13 protein-coding genes and 1 pseudogene are annotated in these 13,170 nt (G+C 56.4%); 9 read left to right on the forward strand and 5 right to left on the reverse strand.

The genetic code is table 11. The features are described from left to right. Positions 1 to 46 precede the first annotated feature (46 nt). Complete coding sequence (locus K5I40_RS06720; RefSeq protein WP_223074141.1) at positions 47 to 1,234, forward strand: MFS transporter; 1,188 nt, start codon at positions 47 to 49, stop codon at positions 1,232 to 1,234. Positions 1,235 to 1,269: 35 nt separating this feature from the next. On the opposite strand, the gene K5I40_RS06725 is transcribed toward K5I40_RS06720, so the two are convergent. After that, positions 1,270 to 2,367, reverse strand: coding sequence for an NADH:flavin oxidoreductase (locus K5I40_RS06725; protein ID WP_223074142.1), 1,098 nt, complete (start codon positions 2,365 to 2,367; stop codon positions 1,270 to 1,272). Positions 2,368 to 2,529: 162 nt separating this feature from the next. Between K5I40_RS06725 and K5I40_RS06730 the strand changes: the two genes are divergently transcribed. After that, entirely contained in the window at positions 2,530 to 3,441 is a 912-nt protein-coding gene (locus K5I40_RS06730) for a LysR family transcriptional regulator (protein WP_223074143.1), read from the forward strand. Between the two features lie 124 nt (positions 3,442 to 3,565). Here the strand turns inward: K5I40_RS06730 and K5I40_RS06735 are convergent, their stop codons facing one another. Continuing rightward, on the reverse strand, positions 3,566 to 4,069 hold the full coding sequence (locus K5I40_RS06735; RefSeq protein WP_223074144.1) for a DUF1543 domain-containing protein: 504 nt from the start codon (positions 4,067 to 4,069) through the stop codon (positions 3,566 to 3,568). A 79-nt stretch (positions 4,070 to 4,148) separates the two neighbouring features. After that, a complete protein-coding gene (locus K5I40_RS06740) occupies positions 4,149 to 4,370 on the reverse strand; it encodes a hypothetical protein (RefSeq protein ID WP_039029220.1) in 222 nt (73 codons plus the stop codon). Positions 4,371 to 4,484: 114 nt separating this feature from the next. Here K5I40_RS06740 and K5I40_RS06745 point away from each other — a divergent pair, with 114 nt between their 5' ends. The 7 genes from K5I40_RS06745 (at position 4,485) to clcB (ending at position 11,116) form a co-directional block, all read left to right on the forward strand. After that, positions 4,485 to 5,108 carry a glutathione S-transferase family protein gene (locus K5I40_RS06745; protein ID WP_039029219.1) on the forward strand — a complete coding sequence of 208 codons (624 nt, stop codon included), beginning with the start codon at positions 4,485 to 4,487 and terminating at the stop codon, positions 5,106 to 5,108. A 169-nt stretch (positions 5,109 to 5,277) separates the two neighbouring features. Beyond that, entirely contained in the window at positions 5,278 to 6,021 is a 744-nt protein-coding gene (locus K5I40_RS06750; RefSeq protein ID WP_138368874.1) for a YoaK family protein, read from the forward strand. 259 nt (positions 6,022 to 6,280) lie between these two features. Further along, positions 6,281 to 6,991: an osmoprotectant ABC transporter permease OsmY gene (osmY, locus tag K5I40_RS06755; protein ID WP_039029217.1), complete on the forward strand. Its 711-nt coding sequence runs from the start codon at positions 6,281 to 6,283 to the stop codon at positions 6,989 to 6,991. A gap of 18 nt (positions 6,992 to 7,009) precedes the next feature. Then, positions 7,010 to 7,909, forward strand: coding sequence for an osmoprotectant ABC transporter substrate-binding protein OsmX (osmX, locus tag K5I40_RS06760; RefSeq protein ID WP_039029216.1), 900 nt, complete (start codon positions 7,010 to 7,012; stop codon positions 7,907 to 7,909). Between the two features lie 9 nt (positions 7,910 to 7,918). Next, positions 7,919 to 8,566, forward strand: a complete 648-nt coding sequence (osmW, locus tag K5I40_RS06765) for an osmoprotectant ABC transporter permease OsmW (protein WP_039029215.1) — start codon at positions 7,919 to 7,921, stop codon at positions 8,564 to 8,566. After that, complete coding sequence (osmV, locus tag K5I40_RS06770; RefSeq protein ID WP_223074145.1) at positions 8,566 to 9,714, forward strand: osmoprotectant ABC transporter ATP-binding protein OsmV; 1,149 nt, start codon at positions 8,566 to 8,568, stop codon at positions 9,712 to 9,714. Before osmW ends, osmV begins: the two co-directional genes overlap by 1 nt. Before the next feature lie 91 nt (positions 9,715 to 9,805). Continuing rightward, on the forward strand, positions 9,806 to 11,116 hold the full coding sequence (gene clcB / locus K5I40_RS06775) for a voltage-gated ClC-type chloride channel ClcB (protein ID WP_223074146.1): 1,311 nt from the start codon (positions 9,806 to 9,808) through the stop codon (positions 11,114 to 11,116). On the opposite strand, the gene bioD is transcribed toward clcB, so the two are convergent. Together bioD and mlc are read right to left on the reverse strand one after the other, a co-directional pair. Then, positions 11,051 to 11,746, reverse strand: coding sequence for a dethiobiotin synthase (bioD, locus tag K5I40_RS06780; RefSeq protein ID WP_139564962.1), 696 nt, complete (start codon positions 11,744 to 11,746; stop codon positions 11,051 to 11,053). The two genes, clcB and bioD, sit on opposite strands and share 66 nt — an antisense overlap. A gap of 126 nt (positions 11,747 to 11,872) precedes the next feature. Next, positions 11,873 to 13,091 (reverse strand): annotated as a pseudogene (gene mlc / locus K5I40_RS06785) (sugar metabolism global transcriptional regulator Mlc). Between the last annotated feature and the right edge of the window lie 79 nt (positions 13,092 to 13,170).

The following is a 13,170-nucleotide window of genomic DNA, read 5'->3' on the forward strand; positions in this document are numbered from 1 at the left end:
CTCTGCGCCACCTGTGTCTTACAGGTGGCCTTTATGAAATCTGAATATGTCACCACTGAGCCAAACCACACATCATAAAACTCCGCACGCATACTGGGGCGGTATTTTTGCCATGACCCTGTGCGTGTTCGTGCTGATCGCCTCGGAATTTATGCCGGTCAGCCTGCTTACGCCCATCGCCGGAGATCTCGGCGTCACCGAGGGGATGGCGGGCCAGGGCATTGCCATCTCCGGCGCGCTGGCGGTTCTGACCAGCCTGAGCCTCCCGCAACTTGCCGGGAGCATAAACCGTAAAATGCTCCTGTTGGGCATGACGATCCTGATGGCGTTGTCGGGGCTCATTATCGCCCTCGCCTCCAGCTATCTGGTCTATATGGCCGGGCGAGCGCTGATTGGCATTGCCATCGGCGGCTTCTGGTCGCTCTCTGCGGCAACGGCCATGCGTCTGGTGCCGCCGCATCAGGTTTCCCGCGCGCTGGCGATTTTTAACGGCGGTAACGCCCTGGCGACGGTGGTTGCCGCCCCGCTCGGCAGCTATCTCGGGGCTACCATTGGCTGGCGCGGCGCCTTCCTGTGTCTGGTTCCCGTTGCGGTTGTGGCCTTCATCTGGCAATGCTTCAGCCTGCCGAAGATGGAGAATAATCAGCCGTCACGCGGTACGGTACTGCGCCTGTTCCGTCAGCCGGTGGTTTCCGTGGGCCTGTTCGCCTGCGGCCTGTTCTTTATGGGGCAGTTTGCATTATTCACCTACGTGCGTCCGTTCCTGGAGACCGTCACCCAAGTCAGCGCCTACGGTTTATCACTGATCCTGCTCACCATCGGCATCGCCGGTTTTGTGGGCACGCTGATTATCGCCACTTTTCTGAACGCGCGCTTTTATCAGACCTTAATGGCAATCCCGCTCTTGATGGCCGCCATCGCCGGAATGCTGGTCCTGGCCGGACACAGCCTCTGGATCGTGGCCCTGCTATTGGGGCTCTGGGGACTGCTGGCGACAGCGGCACCTACGGGATGGTGGTCGTGGATCGCCCGTACTCTGCCCGACGATGCAGAAGCAGGCGGTGGGCTGATGGTGGCGGTGATCCAGTTGTCGATTGCCCTGGGTTCCACGGCGGGCGGCATGGTTTTTGATCATATTGGCTGGCAGAGCACCTTTGCGATGAGCAGCATTTTACTGCTGAGCGCGGTTGTGCTGACGTTCTGGACTTCGCGAAAGAGCGCTGTGGTGTGTTAGTGAAAAGCCCCGGAAAATGATTCGGGGCTGAAGCATCAGAGAGAAAGTTCGGAATCTTTAATAGTGGCGATGGGTCCGAGGATCGCGCTATCAAATTCCCGTATCGTGCCGCCCGCAGCAACGCGTTCAGGCCAGTCATGATTTGCCAGTGCGCCACGGCCAAGCGCAATGAAATCCGCCCCCTTCTCCATCACCTCTGTCGCCCGCGCCTCATCATGGAGGCTGCCATTAGCCATAAGCGTTAGCTGTGGAGCATATTTACGCGCCAGCTCAATCAATGAGAGCGGGTTATCAGGAAATGCGGGTTGCCAGGCTTCGTATTCCGTCAGGTGTAGGTAATCGATACCCGATTGAGCAAGCAGCGAAAATACCACACGGGCATCGTCCTCGCCGTTGGCCCATTTATGGAAAAAGTCATTTACTTTCCCCTGCGAGATACGGATCCCTACCGGAATATCATGACCTACCCGCTGTCTGACAGACTGAATAACGTCAAGGCTGAGTTGAAGGCGGCCAGCGATATCCCCGCCCCAGCGATCGGTCCGCTGATTGGTATAATCCGTGAAGAACTGATCGAGAAGATAGCCATTGGCACCATGGATCTCCACCCCATCAAAGCCTGCTTCGAAAACGGCGTGCGCAGCCGCATCGGCAAAGCTGTTAATAATGTCCTCTATTTCGTCTTCAGCGAGTTCACGTGGCACAGGGTATTCCCCTTCACCCCGATAAAACGTCATCTGCTTGCCTGCCGGACGAACGGCGCTGGGTGCCACAGTACCCTCCCTGAAATAGTTTCCCTGGGAGAGTGCGCCAGCGTGCTGGATTTGGGCAAAAATTCGCCCGTTCTGCTGGTGGACTGCGTCGGTAACGTTGCGCCAGCCTGCCATCTGTTCCGGGCTGGTTAACCCTGCCTGAAAGGCGTAGGTCTGGGACCATTTTTGATCAATATAAATGCCTTCTGATATCACCAGGCCGAAACCACCGCGGGCAAAACTCTCGTAGTAAACCTTCATACGATCGCTGGCGATACCGTCCTCTGAGGCGGTGACCCGGGTCATGGGCGCAACGACCAGCCGGTTTTTTAAATCAATCGTGCCAATTTTGCCCGGCGTAAAAAGAGGTAATGTGTTCATGATGTGCTCCTGATAAATTAAATCGTGAACACACTATAATCACTGTTTATTCAGGCTTAAACGGGGCAAAATGATAAGGCTGTATAACGATTATGGTTATAATCGAGTGATTTTTGTTAGCCTGTTAATGACATTTTCGACGATGCAAATACCGGAGTGATTATGAATTTGCAGGACGTTGCCCTCTTTCTCGTTATAACCGAAACGCACAGTCTGACCCAGGCGGCGAAACGACAGGGTATTTCAGCCATGGCCGTTTCAAGACGCCTCGCCTCGCTTGAAAGCGAGCTGGGAACGCGTCTTTTACAAAGGACGACCCGGTCTGTTTCATTAACGCAGGAGGGTATGGAATTTCTGCCTTATGCCCGGGCGCTTATTGAGGCAGAGTCAGGAGCCCGGGCGCTGTTTTCGCCTTCAACTCAAGGCGCGACCGGATTATTGAGGGTAACCGCCCCTTCGGGATTCGGGCGACGTCATATTTTGCCTCTGATATCAGAACTGTTATCAGAAAATCCAACGTTACGTATCGACCTGCGATTTACCGAAGATGTGGTTGATATTGTAGGGAAAGGGTTCGATGTCGCCATACGTATCGCCCCCTTGAAGGACTCCACGCTCATCGCCCGCAAAATTGCTGACAATCCGCGAATAGTCTGCGCCTCACCCGAGTATCTGAAGACGATTGGTATGCCGCATCGTGTTGATGATTTACTGAAGCATCATTGCCTCAGGCTCAGCAGCGTTCCTCAATGGATGTTCGAACGTGATGGCGAACTCCTCAGGGTCGGTGTTGATGGACGCTTCAGCTCCGATAACGTCGAAGGGGTAAGAGAGTTGTGTACCCAGGGTCTGGGCATTGCGCAGCTGACCCGCTGGGATGTCATGAAAGAGATCCGCAACGGGACGCTTGTTGAGATTAATTTCGTTGATGCCAACCCTCAGGCGTTGTCAGTCTGGGCGGTGCTGCCAACAACACGTTACCTTCCCCTGCGGGTCAGCACGTTTATTGAAAAATTGAGGTCATCGCTGGTGCCTGGCAGCCAGGCTGAATTTGTCCTGCCGGGGCGATCATAGTTAATCCGGCGATGGCCCGCGCGCAAGGAGTGTGTTTTGCAGGCTCAGGCTGAGTAGCGGTCAACAACAGCATAATGTCTTCAGAACAGGACGCCGCCTGAAATGTGCGGCTGTCCCTGAGGTCTTACACCCCTATCGGTTGATAGCCCTGCCATTCCGGTCGGTCGCGGACACCTGTCTCGCGGGGCGTCAGATGAATAAACAGATCTCCGATCTTTTCAAGCAACAGGCAATCATCAACCTCTTTCAGGTTGTCTTTATGCTGCTGATCGACGCCACAGAGCAGCGTTTTCATCGCCTTTTTCTTCGCACCCTGCGCATTTTCGGCGACAAAGAGATCGTATTCATGCAACTCGGCAAGGGTATCCGGCCTGTAACCACCCGCGTTGACGAAAAACAGTTTCTGCGCAGACGGCGATGGCTCAGGGGAAAGCGAGACGGAATAGCCATCGGCCCAGGTGATGCGGCTGTAGCCATCGATATGAATTTTATCGCTATCCCCAAACCAGGCTTCACGTAGCGCAGGCCAGGCATCTTTCGGTTGGTTGGCGGCGACAAACTGAATGTCATGCACTTCAATATTCGATTTACCGGCGTTGCCACCGATATAAAACATATACAGATTCATTGATACCCTCTAAGCATGTTAATCGCTATATATTTGACTATATAACGATTATGGATGCAACTCACATGTCGGGCGTCATTCAGCCAGCTTTGTACGCCTGCCACTCGCCCCACACATTCTCTGGATCAATATCGCGGTAGCCGCGCTCTCTGATCATCTCCTCAGCAGCCTCGTCCGGCAGACGAATGGCCGTGGCGCCATCGCGGATGGATTCAACGTCCTGCCGGGTTAATTCCCGCCCCATCTCCTGTTCTTTATCAATCAGGACTACGATTAATGCGGGCACAAAAACAATCTTCATTCTTATAATCCCCTAATATGTTTGCATGCCACAGTATCATTGACAGTCATAGTTCCAAAGTCGTTAACACTCATCCGGACGGGGCTCCGCACTCAACCCAAAGGCGTAAAAACAATGCTCAGAATTCTTGGCAAAACCACCTCCATCAACGTGCGCAAAGTGCTCTGGACCTGCGAAGAAGCGGGCCTGGACTATCAGCAGGAGGATTACGGCAGCGGCTTTGCCTCCACGGAAACCGAGGCATTTCGCAAACTGAACCCGAACGCCATGGTGCCGGTGATAATCGATAATGATTTCGTGCTGTGGGAATCCAACGCCATCTGCCGCTATCTGGCGCGCAAGGCCGGGCGCGACGACCTGCTTCCTGTAGAACCGCAGGCCTGTGCCAACGTCGAACGCTGGATGGACTGGCAGGCCTCGGAATTCAACAACGCCTGGCGCTACGTCTTCCCGGCGCTGGGGCGCAAAAACCCGGACTATAACGATCCGGCCCGTATTGCGGCGGGGATCAAGGAGTGGAACCACTGCGTTATGATCCTTGAACGGCAGCTGCAAAAAACCGGCTGTTGGGTGGCAGGCGAAACCTTTACTCTGGCGGACGTGGTGCTGGGGCTGTCGGTGAACCGCTGGAAGATGACGCCTTTTGAGCATCCGGACGTGCCCGCGATTGAGGCCTGGTTTGAACGTTTAAACCAGCGCCCGGCGTTTCTACGCCACGGCAATAATGGCATGCTGTGAGCTGAAAGCTCAGGAGATTAATAATCACTTTCTTATCAAGGTTATTTTAATTAATTACTAAATCCATACCCTCCGGTGCAGCTTTAATAATTAAGCACTATCCTGGACAACCCGGGAATTGCCTTTGCTAGCCTGATTATTCAGGCAAAGCTCAAACCGGAGGTATTCTTTGCTGATTAAACTGAAGAAAGAACGAACCCATCAGGAGGATCGTCGCCTTGCCCTCTGGCTGGCCACCTCCGCAGGATTGCTGAACGCCATTGCGCTGGGGGCATTTGGCTTCTTTCCTTCCCATATGACGGGCAACACTTCGCAATTTTCCAGCGAAGTCTCCTCAACGGATCTGAACGATATTATTTTCTTTGCCACCATTATTCTGTCGTTTGTGACGGGCGCAATCATTGCGCGGATTATCGTTTTATGGGGCATTATTCAGAATGTGCGGCTGATTTTTTGTCAGGTTTTATTAATAGAGGGATTATTACTGGCCGGCGTCTCCCTGTATGAATTGTTTTTTCATACCTTCACCACCAATCGTGAAATTATTGTTTTTCTCTGCGGCCTGATGGGGATCCATAATTCCACCTCCACACAACTCTCCGGCGGACGGGTACGATCCACCCACATCACCGGCACGTTAACCGACGCGGGTATTTCGCTGGCCTCCGTGGTGGTGGCGATGCTACGCCGGGATTACTCGAAAGATACGGCAGCTCAAAGAAGTCAGCTTAAAACCCATCTCACCACCCTTTTCTCGTTTATCAGCGGGGGAATTGCCGGGCTAATCCTGTTCAGGTGGTTTGGCTTTCATGCGATGCTGGCCCTGGGGCTCATGCTGGTTTTGGTGGCCGCCTTCTCCATCATCAGTACCTCGCTGCGGGTGCGAAAAGTTCGCGCTGCACTTGGGAAATAACAGATACCGCCCTTTCGTTAAGTGACGTTGTCACTTAACGAAATCATCTTTAAGACTATTCTGCCCGCCCCCTGACCAGGCCTTACCCCATAAGGCTTAACTCCGGGTTTCCCCAAGTTTCATAGGGTTACGAATTTTCCCGCTTCGCTGGAACCCTTCCCGATCCCTTGCTATAGCTCAAATACCCCTGCCAAAACATGGCATAACAACAGGCAACTGGTGGTTGCTATAACGCATGCGCACAGGGAGACACACCGCAATGCACCCATTACTCAAACGTTCGCTGCTTTTTGTCGGCGCCATTATCGTGGTTGTCGCCCTCCTCGTCTGGGGGATTGGGCTCGAGACGATTAAAGCGCGCCAGGTCGATCTGGTCTATCTCGGGCAACAGCACCTGATTTTAGTCTTCTCATCGATGTTCTTCGCCCTGCTGGTCGGTATTCCCAGCGGTATTTTGCTGAGCCGCCCCGCTGCACGCGGTATCGCCGAATACGTGATGCAAATCTTTAACGTCGGCAACACCCTGCCTCCGCTGGCGGTTCTGGCGCTGGCGATGGTGGTGATTGGCATCGGCGATACGCCAGCCATTATCGCCCTGTTCCTCGCCTCGCTGCTGCCCATTGTGCGTAATACCTACGCCGGGCTGTGCTCGGTTCCGGCGTCGTTACTGGAAGCAGCAAACGGCATCGGGATGACCAAATGGCAGCGCCTGCGCCAAGTGGAACTGCCAAACGCCTGGCCGGTAATGCTCTCCGGGATCCGCATCGCCACCGCCATTAACGTGGGTACCGCACCGCTGGCCTTCCTGATTGGCGCCAGCAGCTACGGCGAGCTGATCTTCCCCGGCATTTATCTGAACGACTTCCCGACGCTGATCCTGGGAGCGGCGGCTACCGCCCTGTTTGCCCTGATCCTGGATACGCTGCTGGCGGCGCTGGGCCGTCTGATGAGCCCGCATATCGCGCGATAATTATAACAAGGAGCTTCTATGAGACTGTTTACCGGCCTGGCGGCGCTCTGTACCGCCGCGCTCTTTACCAGCCAGGCGCTTGCTGCGCCCCTGATCCTTGCGACCAAAAGTTTTACCGAGCAGCATATTCTTTCGGCCATGACCGTGCAGTATCTGCAGAAGAAAGGGTTTGAGGTTAAACCGCAGACCAACATCGCTACCGTCATTTCCCGTAACGCGATGATCAACAAGCAGATCGATATGACCTGGGAGTACACCGGCACGTCGCTGATCATCTTTAACCACATCAACAAACGCATGTCCCCGGAGGAGTCTTACGAGACGGTGAAACGCCTGGACGCGAAGCACGGCCTGGTGTGGCTCAAACCTGCCAACATGAACAATACCTACGCCTTTGCCATGCAGCGTAAGCGTGCCGAAGCGGAGCACATCAACACCATGTCGGAGCTGGTGGCGAAGATTGAGCAGGTGCGTAAAACCGATCCGGACAACAACTGGATGCTGGGCCTCGATCTCGAATTCTCCGGGCGCAGCGACGGCATGAAGCCGCTGCAGGCCGCCTATCAGATGGAGCTGGATCGCCCGCAGATCCGCCAGATGGACCCCGGTCTGGTCTATAACGCGGTGCGCGACGGCTTTGTCGATGCGGGCCTTGTCTACACCACCGACGGGCGCGTAAAAGGCTTCGATCTGAAGGTGCTGGAAGATGATAAAGGCTTCTTCCCGAGCTACGCGGTGACCCCGGTGGTGCGTAAAGACACGCTGGAGGCTAATCCGGGGCTGGAAGAGGCGCTGAACACCCTCTCCGCCCAGCTCAATAACGACGTTATCACCGAACTGAATAAGAAAGTGGATATCGATCATCAGTCACCGCAGCAGGTCGCCCGTGATTTCCTGCGTAGCAAGCAGCTGCTGTAAGGAGGCACTATGGAAACCGTTCACTACATCATTGATAACTGGGGCTATCTGTTAAGCCTGACGCTGCAACATCTGTGGCTGGTCGCGCTGGCCGTGGGCCTTGCCATTATTATCGGCGTGCCGCTCGGCATTCTGATTGTGCGCCACAAATGGCTGGCAACGCCGGTGCTGGGGATTGCCACCATCGTACTGACCATCCCGTCCATTGCCCTGTTCGGCCTGATGATCCCACTCTTTTCGCTGATCGGTCAGGGTATTGGCGCCCTGCCCGCGATTACGGCGGTGTTCCTCTACTCGCTGCTGCCGATTGTGCGTAACACCCATACCGCGCTGGACAGCCTGCCGCCCGGCCTGCGCGAAGCGGGTCGCGGGATCGGCATGACCTTCTGGCAGCGTCTGCGCTGGGTAGAAATTCCAATGGCGCTGCCGGTAATTTTCGGCGGCATCCGCACCGCCGTGGTGATGAATATCGGCGTGATGGCCATTGCCGCCGTGATCGGCGCCGGCGGGCTGGGTCTGCTGCTGCTTAACGGCATTGGCGGAAGCGATATTCGTATGTTGATTGCGGGCGCGCTGATGATTTGTCTTTTAGCGATTGTGCTCGACTGGTTACTGCACCGTCTGCAGATCGTACTGACTCCAAAGGGGATTCGATAATGATAAAACTGGAAAACCTCACCAAACAATTTTCACAGAAGCACGGCCAGACTTTCAAGGCCGTCGACAACGTCAACCTGAACGTGCCTGAAGGGGAGATGTGCGTCCTGCTGGGCCCATCCGGCTGCGGTAAAACCACTACCCTGAAGATGATTAACCGGCTCATCACGCCGAGCAGCGGTACCATCCAGATTAACGGTCAGGACACCACTGACATGGATACCGTGACCCTGCGCCGCAACATCGGTTACGTGATCCAGCAGATTGGTCTGTTTCCGAACATGACCATCGAAGAGAACATCACCGTGGTTCCGCGCATGCTGGGCTGGGACAAAGCCCGGTGTAAAACCCGCGCCGAAGAGCTGATGGATATGGTGGCGATGGATCCGCATAAGTTCCTTAACCGCTATCCGCGCGAGATGTCCGGCGGCCAGCAGCAGCGTATCGGGGTTATCCGCGCGCTGGCGGCGGATCCTCCGGTCCTGCTGATGGATGAGCCTTTCGGTGCGGTGGACCCGATTAACCGCGAGGTGATCCAGAACCAGTTCCTCGAGATGCAGCGCAAGCTGAAAAAGACCGTGATGCTGGTCAGCCACGACATCGACGAAGCGCTAAAGCTGGGCGATCGTATCGCCGTCTTCCGCCAGGGGAAAATTGTCCAGTGCGCCAGCCCGGACGAGCTGCTGGCGAAACCGGCCAACGAATTTGTCGGCTCGTTTGTCGGCCAGGACCGTACCCTGAAGCGTCTGCTGCTGGTATCCGCAGGCGACGTCACGGATCAGCAGCCTACCCTGACCGTGCGTCCGGCCACGCCGCTGACCGAGGCGTTTGGGATTATGGATGACAACGACATTCGCGCCGTCACCGTGGTGGATGAGAACGGCAAACCGCTGGGCTTCGTGAAGCGCCGTGAAGCGCGCAATGCCAGCGGCACCTGCGGCGATCTGCTGCATCCATTCCGCATGACCGGTAAAGCCGAGGATAACCTGCGCGTGGTACTTTCGCGTTTGTATGAGAGCAACACCAGCTGGATGCCGATTGTCGATGAGGAAGGCCGCTACAACGGCGAAATTTCTCAGGACTATATCGCGGAATACTTAAGCTCCGGCCGCACGCGCCGGGCGCTGAATATTCACAGCGAAAGTTAATCTTATGAGCCGGGCATTGCCCGGCTCTTCACATTGCTAACCCCGCGTTTTCCCGCCAGAATATTGTATCTTCCCTGTTTGTGCGTAACCCATGCATCGACTTCATGCTTACCCCGATATCCGGGCCATGTTTCGCCGGTTGCTGATTGCCAGCATCACCGGCGTGCTGGCGGCGCTGGCCGTGGCCCTGTTTCGTCATGCCCTGTATTTGCTCGAGTGGCTGTTTCTGAGTAACGACAGCGGCAGCCTGGTCAATGCCGCCAGCGGCCTTTCGCCCTGGCGACGCGCGCTGACGCCTGCTCTCGGCGGGCTGGCCGCCGGACTGTTGCTCTGGGGATGGCAGCGGATGACCGCCCAGCGTCCGCATGCGCCCACAGACTATATGGAAGCGCTTGATACGGGCGACGGGCAGTTTGACTACGCCGCAAGCCTGGTGAAATCCCTGGCGTCGCTGCTGGTGGTCGCCAGCGGCAGCGCCATTGGCCGCGAAGGGGCGATGATCCTGCTGGCCGCCCTCGCCGCCTCCTTTTTCGCCCAACGCTTTACGCCTAAAACCGAATGGAAGCTGTGGATCGCCTGCGGGGCCGCCGCCGGGATGGCCAGCGCCTATCATGCCCCATTAGCCGGCAGCCTGTTTATTGCCGAGATTCTGTTCGGCACGCTGATGCTGGCGTCGCTCGGCCCGGTGGTGATTGCCGCCGTAGTGGCGCTGCTCACCACCCGCCTGCTCAGCCCCGGCGCGAACACGCTGTACGAGGTGCATCTCAGCGAAACGCTGACCGCGGTGGATTATTCATTGATTGTGGGAATGGGATTGCTGGCGGGCCTCTGCGGCCCGGCGCTGATGTGGCTCATGACCTTCAGCCATTCCCTTTTCCTGCGCCTTAAGCTCTCTCCCCCGTGGCAGCTGGCGCTGGGTGGGCTCATCGTCGGGCTGCTGTCGCTGCTGACGCCTAAGGTCTGGGGTAATGGCTACAGCGTTTTGCAGGGGTTCCTGCTCGCGCCGCCGCTGCTGTCGGTGATTGCGGGGGTATTCATCTGCAAGCTGCTGGCCGTTCTGGCCAGCAGCGGTTCCGGCGCGCCGGGCGGGGTATTCACCCCAACGCTGTTTGTCGGCATGGCAACCGGAATGCTCTTCGCCCAGCTGTTTATGCTGTGGCTGCCCGGCTCCGAAACGGCGATTTTACTAGGGCTGGCAGGGATGGCGACGCTGCTCGCCGCCACGACGCACGCGCCAATCATGTCGGCGCTGATGGTTTGTGAAATGACCGGGCAGTATTTCCTGCTGCCCGGTTTATTGATTGCCTGTGTGGTGGCGTCGGTGCTGTCGCGGACGTTACGCCACGACTCGATCTACGGAGAGCACGCTGCCGAAAGCCGAGAGGTCGATGTAGTGCGCTAGCTCGCGCTGTTCGGCGCGCGGCAGGTACGGCAGTTCACCCACCAGCGGAGCGGGCAGCTTTTTGCTCAGCACTTCAATAATTTCGGCATAGTGCGCCAGACCCGGATTGATGCGGTTCGCCACCCAGCCCACCAGCGGCAGGCCGTCATTGGCTATGGCCTGCGCCGTCAGCAGGGCGTGGTTGATACAGCCTTCCTGAATGCCCACCACCATCAGCACCGGGAGTTGCTCCTGCACCACCCACTCTGATAACGGACGCAAATCATTCATCAGGCTGCGCCAGCCGCCGGTGCCTTCGACCACCACGTGATCGACCTTCTCGCTCAGGCTGGCAAGCCCGTTCGACAACAGGGTGTAATTCACCAGACCACTGTGCGCCACGCTGCTCTCATCTTCGCTGAGGGCAATAGGGTTGATCGCGTGATAAGGCAGTTCTAAAGAGGAGACACTTTGCAGTACCAGCGCATCTTTATTGCGCAATCCTTCCGGCGTCTCTTTACTCCCTTTGGCTACCGGTTTGTACCCTGCAACACTCCTTCCGCTGGCCATCATGGCCTGCAGCAAGGCGCGGGATACCACCGTCTTGCCGACAGAGGTATCAGTACCCGTTACAAAGAAACGCTTAAGCATCACTTACTCCACCGTTATGCTCTGAAAATATAAATGAAGGTAATAATTCAGTGGAGGAAGTCTAAGGCATGCGCTATCTGACCGGTTTGAGATAGCGCAATTTTTGGTAAGACTGTAAAAAAACAGTTAACCCTGCAGCAGACGGATCAATAGTGAGCCGTTATACATCGCATCTTTTACCAGCGCCGCCCCGGCCATCGTGCCCTGATTGGTGAACTGGGTGCTTTCCACCACGATGTGCTTGCTGTAGGCCGGTAAAGACTGCTGGCGGATCGAGTCGCGATCGCCGGGAAGAGAACGTCAGACGCCTGGCTCAGGGGCGAGCCAATCAGAATTTTTGCGGGTTAAAGAGGTTAACCATGATGGCGATAATGCGCCCGACGTTGATGCCGACGCCGGTAATGATATCTTTTGCCAGCAGATCGCCCTGCTGCGCGGCCGCGCAAAGCGACTCCACCGTCAGGGGCTGGCCGTGCAGCGTCGAACTCATCGACTGGCCGAGCCTGAGCTGGGCCAGCTCCAGCACGCTGTCGACGCTGGCGATGGTCTCCAGGCAGCCGTGGTTACCGCAGTAACAGCGCTTACCGTAGGGATCGACCTGGGTGTGGCCTATCTCCACCAGGCTGCTGCTGCCCGCGTGCAGCAGGCGGCCATCGGTGATCACCCCGGCCCCCACGTTGTGGTCGATCACCACCTGAATGACGTCGCGCGCGCCGCGAGAAGCACCGAACAGCGCCTCGGTCATCGTCCAGGCGCTGATGTCGTGCTGAATATAGACCGGCACGCCGGTGTGATTTTTCAGCACCTCGCCGAGCGGCATCTCTTTAACGTCTTCATAAAACGGCATGCGGTGCACGATGCCATTTTCGGTATCAATGATCCCCGGCATAGTGATGGCGATGGCAGTGAGACGTTCCAGCTTCTGCTGATGATCAATAAAAAACCGATCGATAAGGGCTGTGATCCGTACTTCCAGCGGTTCAGCAGCGACAAGTTCAAGCGGCAGCTTGTCCTCCACCACCAGTTTGCTGCTGAGGTCGCGCAGCGCAAGGTAGATTTCACCGCGGCTGATGCGTAATGAGAGGTAGTGCCAGGCCTCGGTTTCCACCACCAGCCCGACGGCCGGACGGCCACGGCTGCCCGGCTCCTGAATTTCTGTTTCCTGCACCAGATGCGCTTCGAGCATCTCACGCACAATTTTGGTAATACTGGCGGGTGCCAGTTGCGCAAGACGGGAAAGATCGATGCGCGAGACCGGCCCAAGCTGATCAATCAGGCGATAGACTGCGCCCGCATTGGTCTGCTTAATCTGATCTATATGCCCTGGCTGACTATCAGCAACCACCACGTACTCCCTTATTTTCGCGCTTCGAAATAAACTGTGGGCTATGGTGAAGCACTTCTACAGTAATCGTCAAATTTTT

This window comes from Leclercia sp. LTM14, assembly GCF_023736175.1.
Classification (GTDB): Bacteria; Pseudomonadota; Gammaproteobacteria; order Enterobacterales; family Enterobacteriaceae; genus Enterobacter; species Enterobacter barmai.

Bases quoted from the DNA above. Each gene is read 5' to 3' on its own strand.
- K5I40_RS06720 (WP_223074141.1), top strand. From the start codon at position 47: ATGTCACCACTGAGCCAAACCACACATCATAAAACTCCGCACGCATAC.
- K5I40_RS06725 (WP_223074142.1), bottom strand. From the start codon at position 2,367: ATGAACACATTACCTCTTTTTACGCCGGGCAAAATTGGCACGATTGAT.
- K5I40_RS06730 (WP_223074143.1), top strand. From the start codon at position 2,530: ATGAATTTGCAGGACGTTGCCCTCTTTCTCGTTATAACCGAAACGCAC.
- K5I40_RS06735 (WP_223074144.1), bottom strand. From the start codon at position 4,069: ATGAATCTGTATATGTTTTATATCGGTGGCAACGCCGGTAAATCGAAT.
- K5I40_RS06740 (WP_039029220.1), bottom strand. From the start codon at position 4,370: ATGAAGATTGTTTTTGTGCCCGCATTAATCGTAGTCCTGATTGATAAA.
- K5I40_RS06745 (WP_039029219.1), top strand. From the start codon at position 4,485: ATGCTCAGAATTCTTGGCAAAACCACCTCCATCAACGTGCGCAAAGTG.
- osmY (WP_039029217.1), top strand. From the start codon at position 6,281: ATGCACCCATTACTCAAACGTTCGCTGCTTTTTGTCGGCGCCATTATC.
- osmX (WP_039029216.1), top strand. From the start codon at position 7,010: ATGAGACTGTTTACCGGCCTGGCGGCGCTCTGTACCGCCGCGCTCTTT.
- osmW (WP_039029215.1), top strand. From the start codon at position 7,919: ATGGAAACCGTTCACTACATCATTGATAACTGGGGCTATCTGTTAAGC.
- osmV (WP_223074145.1), top strand. From the start codon at position 8,566: ATGATAAAACTGGAAAACCTCACCAAACAATTTTCACAGAAGCACGGC.
- clcB (WP_223074146.1), top strand. From the start codon at position 9,806: ATGCATCGACTTCATGCTTACCCCGATATCCGGGCCATGTTTCGCCGG.
- bioD (WP_139564962.1), bottom strand. From the start codon at position 11,746: ATGCTTAAGCGTTTCTTTGTAACGGGTACTGATACCTCTGTCGGCAAG.